This window comes from Micromonospora sp. NBC_01699 (assembly GCF_036250065.1).
In the GTDB taxonomy this organism is placed as follows: Bacteria; Actinomycetota; Actinomycetes; order Mycobacteriales; family Micromonosporaceae; genus Micromonospora_G.
On record NZ_CP109199.1, the window covers coordinates 3251937 to 3272750 of the forward strand.

Annotated in this window: 17 protein-coding genes; 8 read left to right on the forward strand and 9 right to left on the reverse strand. The window is 70.4% G+C overall.

Annotation, left to right across the window (positions count from 1 at the left end):
* Positions 1-59: 59 nt before the first annotated feature.
* From OG792_RS14520 to OG792_RS14550, 7 genes are all read right to left on the reverse strand, one after another.
* The gene (locus OG792_RS14520) at positions 60-2615 is read right to left on the reverse strand and encodes an ABC transporter permease (protein ID WP_329110092.1); all 2556 of its coding nucleotides are present in this window, start codon (positions 2613-2615) and stop codon (positions 60-62) included.
* Positions 2615-3382 (reverse strand): ABC transporter ATP-binding protein, encoded by a 768-nt coding sequence (locus OG792_RS14525; protein WP_329110094.1) that lies wholly within the window; start codon positions 3380-3382, stop codon positions 2615-2617. The genes OG792_RS14520 and OG792_RS14525 overlap by 1 nt, the downstream gene beginning before the upstream one ends.
* A gap of 413 nt (positions 3383-3795) precedes the next feature.
* A complete protein-coding gene (locus OG792_RS14530; protein ID WP_329110096.1) occupies positions 3796-6354 on the reverse strand; it encodes an ABC transporter permease in 2559 nt (852 codons plus the stop codon).
* A complete protein-coding gene (locus OG792_RS14535) occupies positions 6354-7202 on the reverse strand; it encodes an ABC transporter ATP-binding protein (protein ID WP_329110098.1) in 849 nt (282 codons plus the stop codon). Before OG792_RS14535 ends, OG792_RS14530 begins: the two co-directional genes overlap by 1 nt.
* A 104-nt stretch (positions 7203-7306) precedes the next feature.
* On the reverse strand, positions 7307-8011 hold the full coding sequence (locus tag OG792_RS14540; protein ID WP_329110100.1) for a response regulator transcription factor: 705 nt from the start codon (positions 8009-8011) through the stop codon (positions 7307-7309).
* A gap of 22 nt (positions 8012-8033) precedes the next feature.
* Complete coding sequence (locus tag OG792_RS14545; protein WP_329110103.1) at positions 8034-9329, reverse strand: sensor histidine kinase; 1296 nt, start codon at positions 9327-9329, stop codon at positions 8034-8036.
* A 180-nt stretch (positions 9330-9509) separates the two neighbouring features.
* A complete protein-coding gene (locus OG792_RS14550) occupies positions 9510-10421 on the reverse strand; it encodes a RecB family exonuclease (RefSeq protein WP_442932414.1) in 912 nt (303 codons plus the stop codon).
* Between the two features lie 197 nt (positions 10422-10618).
* On the opposite strand from OG792_RS14550, the gene OG792_RS14555 reads away from it, so the two are divergent.
* Genes OG792_RS14555 through OG792_RS14565 form a run of 3 tightly spaced genes read left to right on the forward strand, consistent with a single transcriptional unit; the run spans position 10619 to position 13267 of the window.
* The gene (locus OG792_RS14555; RefSeq protein WP_442932472.1) at positions 10619-11677 is read left to right on the forward strand and encodes a M50 family metallopeptidase; all 1059 of its coding nucleotides are present in this window, start codon (positions 10619-10621) and stop codon (positions 11675-11677) included.
* Positions 11674-12657, forward strand: coding sequence for a tRNA (adenine-N1)-methyltransferase (locus OG792_RS14560; RefSeq protein WP_329110105.1), 984 nt, complete (start codon positions 11674-11676; stop codon positions 12655-12657). The genes OG792_RS14555 and OG792_RS14560 overlap by 4 nt, the downstream gene beginning before the upstream one ends.
* A 37-nt stretch (positions 12658-12694) precedes the next feature.
* The gene (locus tag OG792_RS14565; protein ID WP_329110107.1) at positions 12695-13267 is read left to right on the forward strand and encodes a hypothetical protein; all 573 of its coding nucleotides are present in this window, start codon (positions 12695-12697) and stop codon (positions 13265-13267) included.
* Between the two features lie 64 nt (positions 13268-13331).
* Here OG792_RS14565 and OG792_RS14570 read toward each other — a convergent pair whose 3' ends face one another.
* Positions 13332-13628, reverse strand: coding sequence for a ferredoxin (locus tag OG792_RS14570; protein WP_329110109.1), 297 nt, complete (start codon positions 13626-13628; stop codon positions 13332-13334).
* Positions 13629-13809: 181 nt separating this feature from the next.
* On the opposite strand from OG792_RS14570, the gene arc reads away from it, so the two are divergent.
* Positions 13810-15591 (forward strand): proteasome ATPase, encoded by a 1782-nt coding sequence (gene arc, locus OG792_RS14575; protein WP_329110110.1) that lies wholly within the window; start codon positions 13810-13812, stop codon positions 15589-15591.
* 75 nt (positions 15592-15666) lie between these two features.
* Here arc and OG792_RS14580 read toward each other — a convergent pair whose 3' ends face one another.
* Positions 15667-16146 (reverse strand): GtrA family protein, encoded by a 480-nt coding sequence (locus OG792_RS14580; protein WP_329110112.1) that lies wholly within the window; start codon positions 16144-16146, stop codon positions 15667-15669.
* An 85-nt stretch (positions 16147-16231) separates the two neighbouring features.
* On the opposite strand from OG792_RS14580, the gene OG792_RS14585 reads away from it, so the two are divergent.
* From OG792_RS14585 to dop, 4 genes are all read left to right on the forward strand, one after another.
* Positions 16232-17866, forward strand: a complete 1635-nt coding sequence (locus tag OG792_RS14585; RefSeq protein WP_329110113.1) for a DUF2142 domain-containing protein — start codon at positions 16232-16234, stop codon at positions 17864-17866.
* Positions 17866-18213, forward strand: a complete 348-nt coding sequence (locus tag OG792_RS14590; RefSeq protein WP_329110114.1) for a DUF2304 domain-containing protein — start codon at positions 17866-17868, stop codon at positions 18211-18213. The genes OG792_RS14585 and OG792_RS14590 overlap by 1 nt, the downstream gene beginning before the upstream one ends.
* Positions 18210-19022 (forward strand): glycosyltransferase family 2 protein, encoded by an 813-nt coding sequence (locus tag OG792_RS14595; protein ID WP_329110115.1) that lies wholly within the window; start codon positions 18210-18212, stop codon positions 19020-19022. Before OG792_RS14590 ends, OG792_RS14595 begins: the two co-directional genes overlap by 4 nt.
* A gap of 179 nt (positions 19023-19201) precedes the next feature.
* Complete coding sequence (gene dop / locus OG792_RS14600) at positions 19202-20719, forward strand: depupylase/deamidase Dop (RefSeq protein WP_442932415.1); 1518 nt, start codon at positions 19202-19204, stop codon at positions 20717-20719.
* The last annotated feature ends 95 nt before the right edge of the window (positions 20720-20814 follow it).

Below are 20814 nucleotides of genomic sequence, written 5' to 3' on the forward strand. Positions count from 1 at the left end.
CGCGGTGGGGGCGGCGTCGCGCGGACGCCGCCCCCACCCCCTCCGTCCCCCCGGAGCGCCTATTCGTGCGCGATCGCGCCCAGCACGTTGATCCGGGCGGCCCGGATCGCCGGCAGCACCGCCGCGACCACGCCGACCACCGCGGCCAGTGCGATCAGTACGCCGAGCTGTGCCCACGGCAGCACCAGATCGGTGATGCCGTCGTCGCGTAGCGCCCGGACCACCGCCGCACCCAGACCGGTGCCGACCGCCATGCCGAGCAGCGCCCCGAAGACCGAGATCACCACGGCCTCCACGGTCACCATCCACATGGTCCCGGCCCGGTTCAGCCCGATCGCCCGGAGCAGCCCCAGCTCGCGGGTTCGCTCCAGCACCGACAGCGCCAGCGTGTTCACGATCCCGAGTACGGCGATCAGGATCGCCAGTGCCAGCAGGATCTGGATCATCCGCAGCAGGGTGTCGAACTGCCCGGTCTGCTGCTTGATGAACGACGCCCGGTCGGCCACCGACACCTCCGGACTGTCCGCGAGCAGGGACTCGACCTTCGGCAGCACCTGCGCGACCGTGGCGCCCGAGTCCAGTTGCAGGTAGCCCTGCGACGGTCGGGGGATCGCGAAGTCCTTCGTCGCCTCGCGCGGCAGCAGGAAACCGCCGTACAGCTCCGAGGGTGCGTAGACGCCGCTGACCGTGTAGGTGTGCGGCTCGCCCCGGGACAGCTGCACCGGCACGGTGGAGCCGACCGTGAGGTTGAGTTTGCGGGCGGTGTCGGCGTCGACCAGCACCTGGTCGGTGGTGAGTGAGTCGACGCTGCCGGCGGTCGCCTTCACCCGGTAGATGTCGCGCATCGCCGGCACGTCGCTGGTCGCGTTGACGTACTCGCGCTGGCCGTTGACCAGGGCCATGTCGCCCCAGAAACCGGCGACGGCCTTGACTCCGGGCAGCGCCGCGGCCCGGTCCAGGACCGCCTCATCGAACGTCGGCGGCCGGGGTCCGGACTGCGCACCGGAGATGACCAGGTCGGCGCTGATGGTGTCCTCGGCCAGGCCGGAGATGCTCGACTTGGCCGAGTCCAGGATGATCGTCACGCCGGTGACCAGTGCGATGCCGATCATCAGAGCCGCGGCCGTGATCGCCGTACGGCGCGGGTTGCGGCCGGAGTTGAGCCGGCCGAGCTTGCCCGGAACCGACCAGGAGAAGATCCGGCCGAGCAGGGCCACCACGGGCCGGCTGATCACCGGGGTCAGCAGGGCCACCCCGATGAACGCGAGCAGCACGCCGCCGAGGATGGTGCCGAGGATCGCGTCGCCGGCCGCGCCGGTCAGGCCCAGGGTCAGCAGCCCGGCGCCGAGCACCGAGACCACCGCTCCGGCGACCGTGAGCTTGGTCAGTGGGCGGTCCGGCGTCGCGACGTCCTGCATCGCCGCGATCGGCGGGATCCGGGAGGCGCGTACCGCCGGGATCAGCGCGGCCACCACCGTGATCAGGATCCCGACCGCGAAAGAGCTGATCACGGCGATCGGTGGCACACCCACGCCGGCCAGTTCCAGGCCGCCGCCACCGAACTGCCCGAACGCGTACGCGAGCAGCGCGCCGACCCCGATGCCGGCGCCCAGGCCGAGGACCGAGGCGACCAGCCCGATCGCCAGCGCCTCGACCAGCACCGAGCGGATCACCTGCTTGCCGCTGGCGCCGATCGCCCGCATCAGGGCCAGTTCACGGGTGCGCTGCGCCACGATGATCGAGAAGGTGTTGAGGATCAGGAAGGTGCCGACCAGCAACGCCACCCCGGCGAAGCCGAGCAGGATCTGGTTGAAGAAGGCCAGCCCCTCCTTCAGCCCGGCCGACGAGTCGGCGGACAGCTGCTTGCCGGTCTTCACCTCGTACCCGTCGCCGACCGCCGCCGCGACCCGATCGCGCAGCACGGCTTGGTCGACCCCGTCCTGCGCGCGGATGCTGATGTTGGTGAACACGTTCGGCGCGCCGAGCATGAGCCGCTGGGCGACCGGGGTCGTGAACGCCACCTCGTTGAGCCCGCCGAGGCTGTCCCGGTCACCGCTGAAACCGAAGACACCGACCAGGGTGAACTCCTGCTTCGGCGCCAGGTCGACCAGTACGCCGACCCGGTCGCCGACCTTGACCTTGGCCGCCTTGGCCAGTCCGACGTTGACCACTATCTCGTTCTCGGCCGTCGGTGCCCGGCCCTCGCGCAGTTTCAGCAGCTCGTTCTCCCCGGTCCAGTTCTCGCCCAACTGCGGCGGACCGAACGAGGTGACGACCTTGCCGTTACTGCCGATCAGCCGGGCGCCGTCGGTGGCGACCACACCGGTCGCCTCGGCGACGCCGGGCACCTGGCGCACCGCGTCCAGCGTGGTCGCGGGCAGCGGGTTGGCGAGCTGTTCGCCCTCGAACTCGTTCACCGCGATCTTCGGCTTCGCCGCGACGTTCACGTCCGTGGCGGCGTACGCGTCGCTGAACACCGAGTCGAAGGAACGCCCGAGGGTGTCGGTGAGGACGAACGAGCCGGCGACGAACATGACGCCCAGTACCACCGCCAGCCCGGACAGGACCAGCCTGACCTTGCGGGCGAGCAGGCTCTTCAGGGTTGCGCGCAGCATCAGAGCCCCGCCTCGGCGAGCCCGTCGAGCTTCTTCATCGTGTCCAGCACGGTTTCGGGGGTGGGCTCGATGAGTTCGGAGACGATGCTGCCGTCGGCGAGGAAGATGACGCGGTCGGCGTAGCTGGCGGCGACGGGGTCGTGGGTGACCATGATGATGGTTTGGTGGTGGTTGCGGACGCTGTCGCGGAGGAAGGTGAGGACTTCTGCGCCGGCTTTGCTGTCGAGGTTGCCGGTGGGTTCGTCGGCGAAGATGACGTCGGGTTTGGCGACGAGGGCGCGGGCGCAGGCGACGCGTTGTTGTTGGCCGCCGGAGAGTTGGTTGGGTCGGTGGTGGAGTCGGTCGGTGAGTCCGACGGTTTTGATGATGGTGTTGTACCAGTCGGGGTTGGGTTTGCGGCCGGCGATGCGCAGGGGGAGGAGGATGTTTTCTTCGGCGGTGAGGGTGGGGAGGAGGTTGAATTGTTGGAAGATGAAGCCGACTTTGTCGCGGCGGAGTTTGGTGAGTCCGTTGTCGTTGAGTCCGGTGACGGTGGTGTTGCCGATGTGGATGGTGCCGCGGGTGACGGAGTCGAGTCCGGCGAGGCAGTGCATGAGGGTGGATTTGCCGGAGCCGCTGGGTCCCATGATGGCGGTGTAGCGGGCTTGTTCGAATTCGGCGGTGACTCCGCGTAGGGCGATGACCTGCGCCTCACCGCTGCCGTACACCTTCCAGACCTCATCGGCACGCGCCGCCGCCTGCGTGTTATGGCCTACCGTCGCGGTCACTCGAATTCTCCTTCGAAGAAAGTCTGATCCGTCCGGGCACCTGAGGTCCGGTCGGCAGTCTCCATCGTCGGTGCCGCCGACGCCCGACTCGTCCACCCGTGGGTGGAGCGGCAGCGGATATTCCGCTGCGGGTCGGCCCCGATGCCACCCTCAGGGTTGCCCCTGACTGCTATCGACGCGTTCCGGTCGCCCCACCGGATCTTTCCGTATGTGAAGCGCTTCGGGTGGTGATTCGACCGGATCGTCGGCCGGGTGAGACCGGGGCCTCAGCCGGGTGAAACGGGCTCGTCAGTCGGGTGAGACCGGGGCGTCGGCCGGGTGAATCGTCGGCCGGGTGGACAAGCGCCTCCACCGGCCGAAACGGCGGTGCGGGGTGGGCGCGAACGCCCACCCCGCACCCGTACGCCGGTCGGTTACTCGTAGGAGATCGCCTGCAACACGTTCAGCCGGGACGCCCGCCAGGCCGGCCACGCCGCGGCCAGCACGCCGGCCAGCGCGGCCGCGACCAGGAAGCCGATGAGCTGCCCGTACGGCAGCGCGATCATCGAGATCGCGTCCAGGTTGCGCAGCACCTCGGTGACGGTGACCCCGAGCGCCACCCCGAGTCCGACCCCGAGCAGGCAGCCGAAGACGGCCATCAGCAGCGACTCCACGCCCACCATCGCGACGACCTGGGCGCGGGCCATGCCGACCGCGCGCAGCAGGCCCAGTTCCCGGGTGCGTTCGTAGATGCTCAGCACCAGGGTGTTGATGATGCCGAGGAACGCCACCAGTACGGCCAGCGCCAGCAGCACGTAGAAGATCGCCAGCAACCCGTCCACCGCCGCGGTCTGCTGGGCGATGAAGCTCGCCTGATCCACCACGGCGACCAGCGGATAGTCGGCCATGAGCTGCTCGACCTGACGGGTCACCGCGGCCACGTCGGCGTCCTCGGCGACCTGGACGAGGCCCTGGAAGGCCAGCGGCCCGGCGAAGTACCGCACCTGCGACGGGGGCAGGATCACTCCGCTGGCCACCGCCGTGCGCTGGTAGATCCCGGCGACCGTGTACGTACGGTCACCGCCGACCGGCATGGTGACCACGAAGGTGCTGCCGACCTGCCAGCCGTTGTCCTCCGCCGTGCCGTCGTCGACGATCGCCTCGTTGTCCCCGGTCGGGGTCAACGTGCCGGCCAGCTCGTCCATCGACATCATCGATCGGGCGGTGGGCAGGTCGGCGGCCTGGACGTACCCGTTGGGGTTGCCGTCCACCGGTAGCACCGCCAGGTGGGTCGCGAGCACCGCCGTGACCCCCGGGATCCGGGCCGCCTGGTCCAGCCGGGCCGGGTCGAACCCCTCCTTGCCGTTCGGCGGGGCCATCACGGTGGTGGTCACGATGACCTCGGCGCTCAGGTCGTTCTCCACCAGGTCGGTGACGCTGGCCTTCAGCGACGCCCCGATCACGCTGACCGCGCTCACCAGGGTCACCCCGACCATCAGCGCGACCGCGGTCACCGCCGTCCGTCGCGGATTGCGCAGCGTGTTGCGCCGGCCGATCCCGGTCGCGGCGTCCCAGCTGACCAGGCGACCGAGCGTGCCGGCGACCGGTCGGGTCAGTGCCGGGGAGAGCAGCGCCACCCCGACCACCGCGAGCAGCACGCCGCCGCCGAGGGCGGGTGCGGTCAGCCCGTCCACGCCGACCAGCCCGACGGCGAGCAGCGCGACGCTGATCGCGGTGATCACCCCGCCGGTGACGGTCAACCCGCGCAGCGACTTGTCCGGCGCAACCAGGTCACGCATTGCCGCGATCGGCGGTACGCCGGCGGCCCGGATCGCCGGAACCAGCGCGGCGATGACCGTCATCACCACTCCGACCAGGTAAGACGCCAGGATGGCGGTACCGCTGACGGTGAGTCCGCCCTCCGGCAGCGGGAAGCCGATGGCGGCGGCGAGCGACTGCAACCCGGCCGCGACCGCGATGCCGGCGCCCAGTCCCAGGGTGGACGCGATCACGCCCACCACCAGCGCCTCCACCAGCACGCTGCCGGTGACCTGTCGCCAGCTCGCCCCGAGCGCCCGCAGCAGCGCCAGCTCCCGCGACCGCTGGGCGATGATGATGTTGAACGTGTTGAAGATGAGGAACATCCCGACCAGCAACGCGATCAGCGCGAAGCCGAGGAAGAACCAGTTCACGAAGGTGAGCAGTTGCTTCAGCCCGCTCGCCTGCTCCTCGGCCACCTCCGTACCGGTGATCGCCTCGAATCCGGTCGGGGTGGCGGTGGCGACCCGCTGCTTCAGCGTTTCCTGCGACACCCCGGGCTCGGCCTGGAGCTGGGCCGCGCCGAACACCCCCGTACGCCCGTAGAAGAGGCGCTGCGCCTCCGGCACGGTGAAGCCGACCATCGTCTCGCCGCCGAGCGTCGCCCGACCGCCGGAGTACTCCAGCAGCCCGACGATCGTCCACTCCGGGCTGGTCGCGCTCCGCGGCAGGTAGATCTTGATCCGGTCGCCGACGGTGTGACCGGTCTGCTCGGCGGTGTACCGGGTCAGCGTCACCTCGTCGTCGGCCCGGGCCGCCCGCCCCTCGGCGAGCTCCAGCAGGCCGTCGGCGACGAAGTCGTCCTCGGCCAGCCCGATCCCCAGGTGTGGGACGCCGGCCGGCAGCGCCTTGCCGTTGTCCTTGCGGAACGGGATGATCCCGTCCGAACTGGCGTCGCCGACGACCGAGCGGACCCCGTCCACCGTGGCCAGCCGACCCAGGTCGGCGTCGGTCAGCAGCGGCGGCTCCGGCTCCTCCCGTGCCTTGTCGTCGGCCTGGACCTGGACCGCCACGTCCTTGTTCACGGTCTGGAACAACTGCTCGAACCGGCCGCCGAGGCTGTCGGTGAGCACGAAGGCGCTGGCCACGAACATCACGCCGAGGATGATCGCGAAGCCGGACAGGACCAGCCGGAGCTTGCGGGAGAGCAGGCTCTTCAGCGTGGCGCGCAACATCACGCCACCTCGGCCCGGTGGGTCAGCACGTCCAGCTGCTTCAGGGTGTCGAGCACGGTCTCCGCCGTCGGGTCGGTCAACTCGTCCACGATGCTGCCGTCGGCGAGGAAGATGACGCGGTCGGCGTAGCTGGCGGCGACGGGGTCGTGGGTGACCATGACGATGGTTTGGTGGTGGTTGCGGACGCTGTCGCGGAGGAAGGTGAGGACTTCTGCGCCGGCTTTGCTGTCGAGGTTGCCGGTGGGTTCGTCGGCGAAGATGACGTCGGGTTTGGCGACGAGGGCGCGGGCGCAGGCGACGCGTTGTTGTTGGCCGCCGGAGAGTTGGTTGGGTCGGTGGTGGAGTCGGTCGGTGAGTCCGACGGTTTTGATGATGGTGTTGTACCAGTCGGGGTTGGGTTTGCGGCCGGCGATGCGCAGGGGGAGGAGGATGTTTTCTTCGGCGGTGAGGGTGGGGAGGAGGTTGAATTGTTGGAAGATGAAGCCGACTTTGTCGCGGCGGAGTTTGGTGAGTCCGTTGTCGTTGAGTCCGGTGACGGTGGTGTTGCCGATGTGGATGGTGCCGCGGGTGACGGAGTCGAGTCCGGCGAGGCAGTGCATGAGGGTGGATTTGCCGGAGCCGCTGGGTCCCATGATGGCGGTGTAGCGGGCTTGTTCGAATTCGGCGGTGACTCCGCGTAGGGCGATGACCTGCGCCTCACCGCTGCCGTACACCTTCCACACGTCACTCGCGCGCGCCGCCGCCGTAGCGCCGGCCCCGGTTGTTGTCCCCGTCACGGTCTCTCCCTCGGTAGCTGACGACGGTCGCCGTCCTGAGGTCACGCTAGGTCGCCGCGGCAATCCGGCCATCCTGCCGGCGGAGGGTTTTCGAATCCGACCGTCGTACCGTCCGGTCTCCGACTGAAGGAGGGCACGAGCCGGGTACAGTGCGTCGCGCGACCATTACCGGAGCGTCAGGCGCCCGGACGGATCAAACCCGACTCGTACGCGAAGACGACCGCCTGCACCCGGTCGCGCAACCCGAGTTTGGTGAGTACGTGTCCGACATGCGTCTTGATCGTCGTCTCGCTGATCGACAGGCTTCGGGCGATCTCCGCGTTGGACAGTCCCCGGGCGATGTGCACCAGCACCTGCCGCTCCCGCTCGGTGAGCACGTCGAGCGCCTTCGGCAGGGTCGCCGACGGATCGGGCAGCACCCCGGCGAACTGGTCCAGCAGCCGCTTGAGGATGCGCGGCGCGACCACCGCCTCACCGGCGGCCACCGTACGGATCGCGGTGACCAGGTCGTCGGCGGGCACGTCCTTGGCGAGGAACCCGCTCGCACCGGCCCGCAACGCCCCCACCACGTACTCGTCCAGGTCGAACGTGGTCAGGATGAGCACCCGCACCGGCAGCCGGGACTCGACGATCGCCCTGGTCGCCGCCACCCCGTCCATCCGGGGCATCCGGATGTCCATCAGCACCACGTCCGGCAGCAACCGGCGGGCCAGTTCGACCGCCTCGGAGCCGTCACCGGCCTCGCCCACGATGTCGAGGTCGGTCTCGGCGCTGAGCACCATCCGGAACCCGGTACGCAGCAGCGGCTGGTCGTCGGCGAGCAGGATCCGCACCGGACGTGGACCACCACGCGGGTACGTGACCCCGGCGGCCCCGGTCACGCGACATCCCCACGGTGCTCGCTCACGCCGTCTCCTCGCTGCTCGGTACGCCGGAGCGTTCCATCGGTACCTTCGCGTACACCCGGTAGCCGCCACCGGGACGGGGGCCGGTGCGCAGGGTTCCACCGTAGAGGGCGACCCGCTCCCGCATGCCGACCAGCCCGTGTCCGGCCGGGTTGGGGTCCAGTGACGGGCCGCGACCGGTGTCGAGGATCTCCACCACCAGCCAGTAGACACCGTAGGTGAGCCGGACCTGGGCGGTGGCCGTACCGGCGTGTTTGAGCGCGTTGGTCAGCGCCTCCTGCACGATCCGGAAGACGGTCAGGGCGAGGCTGGGCTCCAGCGGCGCCGGCACCCCGTCGACCCGCAGACTGACCGGCAGACCTGCCTCGCGGACCTGGTCGACCAGCGACTCCAACCCGGCCAGTCCGGGCTGCGGGGCGAGTTCGGCGGCCGGCTCGGCGTCCGTACGCAGCACGTCGAGCAGCCGGCGCAGCTCGCGCAGCGTGGTCCGGCTGGTTTCCGCGATGCTGCCCAGCGCCTCGTCGGCGGCGGCCGGATCGCGGGCGAGCACCCGTCGGGCACCGGTCGCCAGCACGCTCATCACGCTGACGTGGTGGGCGACCACGTCGTGCAGTTCGCGGGCGATCCGACGCCGCTCGTCGGCGACCGCCTGGTCGGCCATCGAGCGCTGGTTTTCCTCGGCGACCCTGGCCCGTTCCTCCAGCGCCCGGATCGTGGCCCGGCGGGCGTGCACCGTACGCCCGCCGAAGAAGCAGACCAGGGCGATCAGCACGTTGGTAAACAGCAGGTACCCGCCGGGGACGCCGAGCTGGTGCCGGGCCGCCGGCAGCGCCAGCGCGGTGACCAGGATCGGCGCCCAGAGCACGGTGGCGACCAGTGCTGCCCGGCGCAGCGGGAATCCGGCCGCGGTGGCGTACGTCAGCAGGATGAACGCCACCACGGCGGTGAGCGGCTGGTGTCCGTCGACCACCGCGGCGGTGAAACCGGTCAGCGCCAGCGCCACCGCCGCCGCCGGCCAGCTCCGGCCCAGCACGATCGGCACCGCGCAGACCAGGCTCCAGGTGAGCGTCCTCGGCCAGCCGTCGGCGGTCGTCTCCGCCGGCACGGCCGCCGTGAGCAGCACCTCGGCCAGCACCACCAGGGCCGCCAGCAGGGCGTCGCGGAAGAGCGTGGCCGGGGCGTACCCGGTGGGTAACAGGTCGTGCCAGCGGCCGGTGGGTGGCCGCGACCCGGTGTTCGGACCGGTCCGCCCCGGCGGCCGGTCGAGCCCGGCCGGGGCGTCGATACGGGTCATCTCCGCACGGTAGCCGGTGGTGCGGCGCGGTTGTCCGCACCGTGGGCGGAGTACGCCTCCTCCTGGGGGAGGAGGGGCACCCGTTACCGGCGGAGGAGGGGATTGTCGGATGGGATGGGGGCCACCGTGGCCGCCGGGGGTGGCCGTCGGAGGAGGAGACCCTCCGCTTCGGCTGGAGGGCTACTCGTCGACGGCCGGGCCGGCGGACCGGCTGGGCTGCTCCGGCACGACGGGGGTGATCGTCAGCTCCGGGAACGGCGGCGGGGTGCCGCCGAAGGCGGGACAGAGCGCCTGGTGGCTGCACCAGTCGCAGAGCCGGCTCGGCTTCGGCCGGAAATCCTGCCGCGCGGTGGCCTGCTCGATCGCCCGCCACAGCGCGACCAGGGTGCGTTCGAACCGGGCGAGTTCCTCGGCGTCCGGCGCGTAGTCGCAGATCTCGGCGTCCTTGAGGTAGAGCAGCCGCAGCACTTTCGGCACCACCCCACGGGTCCGCCAGAGCACCAGCGCGTAGAACTTGAGCTGGAACAGGGCGCGGGCCTCGAACGCCTCCCGGGGGGCACCGCCGGTCTTGTAGTCGACCACCCGCAGCGCCCCGTCCGGGGCGACGTCGAGCCGGTCGATGTAACCGCGGATCAGCAGCTCGTCGTCGACGACGGTGGAGATCAACGTCTCCCGCTCGGCGGGTTCGAGCCGGCGCGGGTCCTCCACCGTGAAGTAGCCCTCCAGCAGCCGGCGGGCCGAACCGAGGAACTCGGTCACGTCGACCGCCGCCTCCTCGGTGAACAGCTCGGTCAGCTCCGGCTCCCGGGCCACCAACTGGTCCCACTGCGGGGTCACCAGGTCGCCCGCGGCGCTCGGGGTGCGGTCCGCCGCCGGCAGGTCGAACAGCCGCTCCAGCACGGCGTGCACCAGGGTGCCCCGGATCTGGTCCAGGCTGGTCCGCTCGGGCAGCCGGTCGATGCTGCGGAACCGGTAGAGCAGCGGACAGGTTTTGAAATCCGCCGCCCGCGACGGTGAGAGGGAAGGCCCCTGGGGCCGCTCGGCCACCGGGGACCGCCCGGCCGTCTGCTTCGTCACCATCTCCGCCACCATGACCGGAAGGCTAGGCCACCGGTACGACGATAACGCCGGCACGGCCCCCCGGAGCAAGGCGCGGGCGAGCCCGCTCACCGCAGTTACGTAGCATCGACACGGTGCAGCAGAGTTCAAGACGGCAGAACCGGCCGGAGCGCCGTCCCGGCATCGCCGTCGGCCGGGTGCTCGGTGTCCCGGTCTACGTCAACGCCTCGATGGTGCTGCTGGTCGTCCTGGTGACCGTGTTGTACGGCGGGCTGGTCCGCCGCGAGCTGGAACTGTCGCAGGTCACCGGCTACCTGGTGGGCTTCGGATTCGTGGTCTGCCTGCTCGGTTCGGTGCTGCTGCACGAGCTCGGGCACGCGGTGACCGCCCGCCGCAACGGCATCGGCGTACGCGGGATCACGCTCGAACTGCTGGGCGGCTACACCGAGATGGACCGCGACGCGCCGACGCCCCGGGTCGACCTGATGGTCTCGCTCGCCGGCCCGGCCGTGTCGCTGGTGCTCGGCCTGGCCGCCGTACTGGCCACCGTGTTGCTGCCCGATCGCACCCTGCCCGACCAGTTCGCCCTGCAACTGGCGGTGAGCAACCTCATCGTGGCGGTCTTCAACATCCTGCCCGGTCTGCCGCTCGACGGCGGCCGTGCGTTGCGTGCCCTGGTCTGGGCGGTCAGCCGGGACCGGCACCTCGGCACCGAGGTCGCCGCTTGGGCCGGTCGCGCGGTCGCGGTCGGCACGGTCGTCCTGGTCGGGGTGCTGACCTGGGTCGGACTGATCGTGCCGTTGGGGCTGGCCCTGATCGTGGTGGTCGCCTTCACCCTCTGGCAGGGCGCCGGCCAGTCGATCCGGATGGCCCGGATCAGTCGCCGGTTCCCCCTCATCGACCTGCACCGACTGGCCCGGCCGGTGTTCCGGGTGCCGACCGGCACCCCGCTGGCCGAGGCGCAGCGGCGGGGCGTGGCGGCCGGACCGGCGCCGGTGGCGCTCGGGGTCGACGACTCGTCGGGGCGGCTGGTCGCCCTGGTCGATCGGGCCGCCGCCGAGGCGGTGCCGGTGGACCGGCGGCCGTGGGTCGCCGTCGACACGGTGGCCCGTGGCCTGGACGGCCTGCCGACCATGCCGGTCGGTCTGGACGGCGAAGAGGTCATCCGGGTCGTGCAGACCGACCCGGGCGCGCAGTATGTCGTGACGTCAGGCGAAGATGTCGTCGGCGTTCTGCACATCGCCGATCTGGCGCAGCTCCTGGAGCCGAAACGAAAGATGACTCAGTGACCGCACAGCCCACCACCGCCCACCCCACCGACACCGCGCCGGTACCGGCGCACCGCGGCCCGTTCCGGCCCGGTGACCGGGTGCAGTTGACCGATCCGAAGGGTCGGATGCACACGATCACGTTGGTGGAGGGCAAGTCGTTCCACACCCACCGGGGTGCGCTCGAACACGACGACCTGATCGGCCTGCCCGACGGCAGTGTGGTCACCTCCGCGGGCGGGACGGCGTACCTCGCGCTGCGCCCCCTGCTCTCCGACTACGTGCTCTCGATGCCCCGTGGCGCCCAGGTGATCTACCCGAAGGACGCGGCCCAGATCGTCGCCATGGGCGACATCTTCCCGGGCGCGAAGGTGCTGGAGGCCGGTGCCGGCTCCGGTGCGCTGGCCTGCTCCCTGCTGCGCGCCGTCGGACCGACCGGCGAACTGCACTCGTACGAGCTGCGCGACGACTTCGCCGAGATCGCCCGCCGCAACGTGGAGGCGTTCTTCGGCGGTCCGCACCCGTCCTGGCACCTGACCACCGGCGACGTGGCGACCTGCACGGAGCCGGAGTTCGACCGGATCATCCTGGACCTGCTCGCCCCGTGGGACGTGCTCGACCTGGTGGCGCGGACGCTGGTGCCCGGCGGCGTGTTCATCGGCTACGTGGCCACCACGACCCAGCTCTCCGACCTGGTCGAGGCGTTGCGCGAGCGCGGCGGCTTCACCGAGCCCCGGGCCTGGGAGTCGCTGGTGCGCGACTGGCACCTGGAGGGGCTGGCGGTGCGCCCCGACCACCGGATGATCGCGCACACCGCGTTCCTGGTCTCCGCCCGCAAGCTCGCGCCCGGCGTGACCGCGCCGCCGCGGCGGCGCAAGCCGAGCAAGGGCGTCGAGGCGTACGCGGCGCGCAAGGCGGGACTGCGGGCGGCGGAGCAGGCCGCCAAGGAAGCGGAGTCGGCACCGCTCGCCCCGGCGGCCGGCGTGGACGAGGCGGGGTAGAGGGCCGTGCAGTGATCATCAACCTCGGGAGGTCCGCATGAGCAGGCCCACCTTCGGCGGCGGGGACCTTCCCGCCGTCTTCCCGGACTGGTCGCCGTACCAGGATCTGGAGGCGGCGGCGCGGGCCTATCTCCGCGACCCCGAGGTGGCACTGGAGGCGCTGGGCGGCGTGCTGCGCGGCGCCTCCGTGCTGGGTTTCACCCTGGAGCGGTTCGTCAACGAGGTGAACGGGGTCTGGCAGGAGGTGGCGGTCTGCGACGGCAGTCGGCTGATCCTCTGGCACGGTGAGGACATTCCGCCGGACGACGGGCCGGCCGGGTCGATGACCTCGTCGCTGCGGGTCGTACCGGTCTCGACGGTGACCGAGGTGGGCTGCCGGCGGCGGCTGACCCGGACCCCGAGCGGTGGCGTACGGGTCGACAGCATCGACGTGTACCTGCTGCTCAGCTCGCTGGACGAGGGGGTGCCGGCGGACGAGGTGGTGGGCTCGCCGAGGCACGACGCGCTGCGTTTCGGTAAGACGTTCGATGACGGCGGGGCGGGGCAGATCGCCCGGCTTGAGGAGTTTGCCCGGCTGGTCGCGTCGGTGCTCGGCCGTCCCGTGCTGTGACCCGTCCGGCCGGGAGGTCCGCCCGGTCGACCCGATCGTCGGCCGGTGGCCGTCGGTGTCCGGATCAGTCCTCGGCGTCCGGGCCGGCGATCTCGACGTCGTCGCGGCTGCGCTGCACGTGGATGCAGTCGCCCGGGCACTCCTTGGCCGCGTCGATCACGTCGAGCCGCAGGTGCGCCGGTACGTCGACCCGGCTGCCCGGGGCGAGCAGCATCTCGCCCGAGTCGTTCTTGACGTACGCCAGGCCGTCGATGTCGAACTCGAAGACCTCCGGGGCGTACTGGACACAGAGCCCGTCGCCGGTGCAGAGGTCCTGGTCCACCCAGACTCGCAGCTCGTCGGTATCGGTCTGGGCTACCACGATGACCCCTCCATCCGTTCGTCCGGCACGTACCCGACGGTACCCGAACGCCCTCGTACGACCCCAGCGGCGTCCCCCGTGGCGATCAAGGTTCGGTGACGAGGGTGTTGCATGGGACCGAATCGGCGTCATAGCGGCTAGTGTTAGGGCAGAACGTTCAAGCCCCCCGGGGAGGTGGGACGTGGCACGCAGCGACGACGCGGACTCGCGCGCCGCACGGTGGGAGAAGGAGGCCCACGATCTCTCCACCCAGGTCGCGTTCCTTCAAGAGGAACTGGCCTTGGTGCGGCGCAAGCTGACCGAAAGCCCCCGACACGTCCGGCAGATCGAGGAACGACTGGCGGCCACTCAGGCGCAGCTGGCTCGACTGACCGAGAACAACGACCGGCTCGTGAGCACCCTCAAAGAGGCACGGGCCCAGATCGTCACGCTCAAGGAAGAGATCGACCGGCTGGCACAACCGCCCAGTGGGTACGGCGTCTTCCTCGCGCGGCACGACGACGGCACGGTGGATGTCTTCACCGGCGGTCGGAAGCTGCGCGTGGCGGTATCTCCGTCATTGGAGGTCGACGAGCTACGACGTGGTCAGGAGGTCCTGCTCAACGACGCGCTCAACATCGTGGACGCGTTCGGGTTCGAGCGGGTCGGAGAGGTCGTGATGCTCAAGGAGGTGTTGGAGAGTCCCACCGGTGGGCCGGGTGACCGGGCCCTGGTGATCTCCCACGCCGACGAGGAGCGGATCGTGCACCTGGCCGAGACCCTGATCGGTTCGTCGATCAGAGCCGGCGACTCGCTCATGATCGAGCCGCGTTCGGCGTACGCGTACGAACGCATCCCGAAGAGCGAGGTGGAGGAGCTCGTCCTTGAGGAGGTGCCCGACGTCGACTATGGCGACATCGGTGGCCTCCAGTCCCAGATCGAGCAGATCCGGGACGCGGTCGAGTTGCCGTTCCTGCACGCCGAGCTGTTCCGGGAGCACCAGTTGCGCCCGCCGAAGGGCATCCTGCTCTACGGTCCGCCGGGCTGTGGGAAGACCTTGATCGCCAAGGCGGTGGCAAACTCGCTGGCGAAGAAGATCGCCGAGCGGCGTGGTGAGCAGAAGCACACCAGCTACTTCCTGAACATCAAGGGTCCGGAGCTGCTCAACAAGTATGTCGGCGAGACCGAGCGGCACATCCGGTTGATCTTCCAACGGGCTCGGGAGAAGGCCGGCGAGGGCACTCCGGTGATCGTGTTCTTCGACGAGATGGACTCGGTGTTCCGTACCCGGGGCTCCGGTGTCTCCTCGGACGTGGAGAACACCATCGTTCCGCAGCTGCTCAGCGAGATCGACGGCGTGGAGGGGCTGGAGAACGTCATCGTGATCGGCGCCTCCAACCGGGAGGACATGATCGACCCGGCCATCCTGCGTCCGGGCCGACTCGACGTGAAGATCAAGATCGAGCGGCCGGACGCCGAGGCGGCCCGGGACATCTTCTCCAAGTACATCCTCACCGGGCTGCCACTGCACTCGGACGACCTCACCGAGCACGGGCAGGATGCCCAGGCCACGGTGGCGGCCATGATCGAGGCCGTGGTGCTGCGGATGTACTCCGAGACCGAGGAGAACCGGTTCCTCGAAGTCACCTACGCCAACGGTGACAAAGAGGTGCTCTACTTCAAGGATTTCAACTCCGGCGCGATGATCCAGAACATCGTCGACCGGGGCAAGAAGATGGCGATCAAGGAGTTCCTCTCCTCCGGCCGCAAGGGGTTGCGACTGCAACACCTGCTCGACGCCTGCGTCGACGAGTTCCGGGAGAACGAGGACCTGCCGAACACCACCAACCCGGACGACTGGGCCCGGATCTCCGGCAAGAAGGGCGAACGGATCGTCTACATCCGTACGCTCGTCTCCGGGGGCAAGGGCGCCGAGGCCGGGCGGGCCATCGAAACCGCCAGCAACACCGGTCAGTACCTCTGACCCGTCAGCGATGAACGGGGGGCGACGCGTCACGCGTCGCCCCCCGTTTTCGACAGTGCCGGTGCTACCCGGGACTCAGTCCACGGCGGCCGCCGGGCTCGGGTCGCGGAAGACCCAGGCCCGGTAGAGCAGGAAATTGAGCGTCGTCAGCACCACCAGCGCCAGGCACTTGGCCACCAGGTAGTTCAGGCCGAGTCCGGCGAGGGCGGACACCATCAGCACGGTCAGCACCCAGTTGACGCCGACCAGGATCAGGTAGCGCACCAACTGCCCGCCGGCACCGCCGGTGGAGGCGAAGACCCAGCTCCGGTTGAGCAGGAAGTTCAACCCGGTGGACGTCACCACCCCGACGAAGGTCGCCAACGGCAGCCACACCTCGAACGCCCCGTGCAGCAGCCAGAGCAGACCGGTGTCGAGTGCCGCGCTGCCACCGCCCACCACCAGGTACCGGACGAAACCGGTGCGCAGGAGGCGGCGTACCAGCCCGGTCGGGCGGTCGGTCGCGGACGCGGGTTCCCGGCGATCGGGAGCGCTCTGATCGGCAGTCGTCGTCACGACCGGTGAGCATAGCGGCGTACGGGCGGGAGGGCGCTCAGGCCCGAACCCGTTCGGGGGGCGACATCGAGTACCCTCGGCACCCGTGACCACCCCCATGGCCGCACCAGTACGGCCACAATCGTCGGCCCGGCACTCCACCAGCCTGCTACTGCGGGTGATGTTGCCGTTCGCCGGCTACTTCCTGCTGTTCGCGGCCTGGGCCATCGCCACACCGTACGACGGCACACCGGACGAGATGCGGCACATCCAGCACGCGTACGGGGTGGCGTCCGGCGATATCGCCCCCGCCCCGGCAAAAGAGGGCAAATTTCCCGGCGCGTACCACGAGGTGCCGAAGAGCCTGATCCGCACCAACTGCTTCGCGCACCACGCGGACCAGCCGGCGAGCTGTGCCCAACCGGTGGGCGGTGACGAGTCCCTGGTCAAGGTGCTCACCCCGGCCGGTCGCTACAACCCCGCCTACTACCTGACGGTCGGCTGGCCGCTGGTGCTGTCGCCGAACATGGCCGGTGTCCTGCTCGCCCGGCTGGTGAGTGCCGCCCTGGTCGCGGCGCTGTTCGCCTGGGCGACGTCGGTGGCCCTGTCGCTGCGACACCGCCTGGTGTTCGGCGGCATCCTGGTCGCGGTCACCCCCATCACCGCCCACCTCGCCGGGGCGATCAACCCGAACGCGGTCGAGATCGCGGCCGGCGCGGCCCTGGTCGTCGCGCTGATCGCCATCCTGCTGGAACCCGACGGAGCCGGCCGACGGCGGTCCGCCTGGTGGCTCGCCGGGGTGGGCGGCGCGGTGCTGCTCACCGTACGGTCGGGTGGCCCGGCCTGGTTCGCGGTCATCGCCGCGGTCATGCTGGTCGGCCTGACCCTGCCGGCGTACCGGGCCCTGCTCCGGTCCCGGCGGTTCTGGATCCTGGCCGGGGCGCTCGCGGCGACCGGGATCGCCTCGGTCGGCTGGACGCTCTGGAAGAAGGCCGCCGAGATCACCCCGAACGGCGTGGGCAGCCGGCACCTGAGCCTGGTCGACGCGATGAAGATCGAGGTGTTCGACCGGTGGCGGGGCTACGTCCAGGAACTCGTCGGCGTCCTCGCCTGGCTGGACACCCCGCTGCCGGTCCTGCTCAACCTCGCCTGGTACTTCTCGGTCGGCACGCTGGTTCTGCTGGCGCTGGCCCTGGGCGGGAACGCCGCCCGTTGGCGGGTGGTCGGGCTCGGTGCGCTCGGCATGCTGGTGCCCAGCGTCATCGAGGCGATCAACGTCAACGAGTACGCGTTCATCGGGCAGGGCCGGTACTTCCTCCCGTTGCTGGTCGGGGTGCCGATCCTGGCGGCGTACACGGTGGCCGAGAGCGGCCTGGTCGATCCGCTGCGCAAGCTGATCCGGCTGTTCGTGGTCCTGCTGGTCCCCGCCCACCTCGCCGCCCTGGCCTACCTGATGATCCGGTACCAGTCCGGGCTGCCCGGTCGGCCCGGGGTGATCTCGTTCAACGTGCTCGGCGGTGCCTGGCACCCGGCGCTCGGGTCGGCCACCCCGATCCTGCTCGCCGTCGTGGCCGGCGCCATCCTGGTCGCGTACCACTGGCGGCTCACCGCGCCCGACCCGGCGCTGGCGGCGGACCTCGGGCCCGACCCGGCCGGGGACGGCCAGGACCCGCAGCCCACGGAGCGGGACCTGGTCGACGCCGTCGCCGGCCCGCGTACGCGAGAGGAACGGACCTCCTGATGCGACTCACCATCCTGACCGGAATCACCGGTCTGCTCCTGCTCGTGGTCGTGGTCGAGCTGATGCGTCGGCGCCAACTGCGGGAGAAGTACGCGGCGCTCTGGATCGCCGTCGCGCTGGTGGCACTGCCGCTGGCCTTCTTCCCCCGGCTGCCGGACGAGATCGCCGGCGCGCTCGGTGTGGTCAGCGGCGTGAGCCTGGTGCTGTTCGGCGGGGTGGTCTTCCTGCTCCTGATCACCATCCACCTGAGCTGGGAACTCAGCCGCCTGGAGGAGGAGACCCGGGTGCTCGCCGAGGACGTGGCGCTGTTGCGGGCCGAGGTCCGCCGCGAAGAGGTGGAACGGTGATCGCCGACAAGCGGATCCTGATCGTCATCCCGGCCTGGAACGAGGCCGGTTCCATCGCCGACGTGGTCCGCGAGGTGGGCACCGCACTGCCCGGCGTCGACGTGCTCGTCGTCGACGACGGCTCCCGGGACCGCACCTCGGCACGGGCCCGGTCGGCCGGCGCGGCGGTGCTGCAACTGCCGTACAACCTCGGGGTCGGCGGGGCGATGCGGCTCGGCTACCGGTACGCCCGCGACCACGGCTACGACGTGGCGATCCAGGTCGACGCGGACGGCCAGCACGACCCGCTGTTCGTGCCCGAACTGGTGGCCGCCCTGGCCGGCGCCGACCTGGTGATCGGCGCCCGATTCGCCGGCGTCGGCGACTACGCCGTACGGGGACCGCGCAGGTACGCGATGTCGTTGCTGGCGGCCGTGCTCAGCCGGATCACCGGGTCGCGGCTGACCGACACCACCTCGGGGTTCCGGGCCGCCAACCGGCAGGTGATCGAGCTGTTCGCCCGCGCCTACCCGGTGGAGTACCTCGGCGACACGGTCGAGACCGTGGTGCACGTGGCCCGGGTCGGCCTGCGGGTGGTGCAGGTGCCGGTCGCCATGCGGGCCCGGATGGCCGGCACGCCGAGCCAGTCCGTCGCCAAGGCGTCGTTCTACCTGGGACGGGCGATGGTGGTGCTGGGCCTGGCGCTGGTCCGCCGCTACGAGCCGGTTCCCCCGCCGACGCTTCAGCCGCCGACGCCCCGCCCGACGGTGCCCGGCCAACGGCGACCGATGGACGCGGATCCGTACGCGGTGCCGGTCCAGGGCGAGTAGCGCGGCGGCCGACCGGTCGGCCCGCGCGGGGTCGGCGCTCCGCCACGGCGCGCAACGGCGCCAACGGGGTGACAGCGGCCAATAGGTGCATTCCGCGGCCGTGTCGTCACATCGGGCGAACGGATGAGCCGGAAAGCGGACTACGCTCGCCTCATGGAATCGGAAAGTGGGGCAGCGGCATGAGCGTACGGCGGATCATGGGCGCCGAGGTCGAATACGGTATCTCGGTTCCCGGGCAGGCCGGGGCCAATCCGATGGTCACCTCGTCACAGGTGGTCAACGCCTACGGTGCACGTCCCGAGTTGACCCGTGGCGGTCGCGCTCGGTGGGACTACGAGGAGGAGTCGCCGCTGCGCGACGCGCGCGGTTTCACCTACTCCGGCGCGGCCTACGATCCGGCCGAGGCGCTCGCCGACGAGGACCTGGGCCTGGCCAACGTGATACTGACCAACGGTGCCCGGCTCTACGTCGACCACGCCCACCCGGAGTACTCCACCCCCGAGGTGACCAACCCGATGGACCTGGTCCGTTGGGACAAGGCGGGGGAGCGGGTGATGGCCGAGGCGGCCCGCCGGGCCGAGACCATTCCCGGTACCCACCCGATCCACCTCTACAAGAACAACACCGACAACAAGGGTGCCAGTTACGGCGCGCACGAGAACTACCTGATGCGCCGGCAGACCCCGTTCGCCGACATCGTCACGTACCTCACCCCGTTCTTCGTGACCCGACAGATCTTCTGCGGGGCGGGCCGGGTCGGCGTCGGTCAGGACGGTTCGCAGCCGGGTTTCCAGATCTCCCAACGTGCGGACTTCTTCGAGGTCGAGGTCGGGCTGGAGACCACCCTCAAGCGGCCGATCATCAACACCCGCGACGAGCCGCACTCGGACGCCGACAAGTACCGCCGGCTGCACGTGATCATCGGGGACGCGAACCTCTCCGAGATCTCGACGTACCTCAAGGTCGGCACCACCGCCCTGATCCTGACGATGATCGAGGAGAAGGCGCTCAGCCCCGACCTCGGCATCGCCGACCCGGTGGCGGAACTGCGCGCGGTCAGCCACGACCCGTCGCTGTCGCACCTGATGCGGCTGCGCGACGGCCGCCGGCTCACCGCGCTCGACCTCCAGTGGGCGTACTACGAGCGGGCCCGCGCGTTCGTCGAGGACCGATACGGCGCCGACGCCGACGAGCAGACCCTGGACGTGCTGGAGCGCTGGGAGGGTGTGCTGGATCGGCTCGGCCGCGACCCGATGCTCTGCGCCGGTGAGCTGGACTGGGTGGCCAAGCTGCGGCTGCTGGAGGGCTACCGGGAGCGGGAGAAGCTCGGCTGGGCGTCGCACAAGCTGCAACTGGTCGACCTCCAGTACTCCGACGTACGCCCGGAGAAGGGGCTCTACCACCGCCTGGTCGCCCGTGGCTCGATGGCCACGCTGCTGCCCGACGAGCAGACCCGGCGGGCGATGGTCGAGCCGCCGGAGGACACCCGCGCCTACTTCCGGGGCCGCTGCCTCGCCCAGTACGCCTCCGAGGTGGTCGCGGCGAGCTGGGATTCGGTCATCTTCGACGTCGGCCGGGAGTCGCTGGTCCGGGTGCCGATGATGGAGCCGGAGCGGGGCACCCGCAAGCACGTCGGCGCGCTGTTCGACCGTTGCCCGAGTGCCAAGGACCTGTTGGAGACGATCACCGGCAACTGAGCGGGGGAGCCGCTCCGGGGATTTCGGTCGTGGTTCGACGCTGTGGCATGCTGTCGTGTCACGTGCTCCGTTCCCCCTGGGCGGTTTCCTTGCTC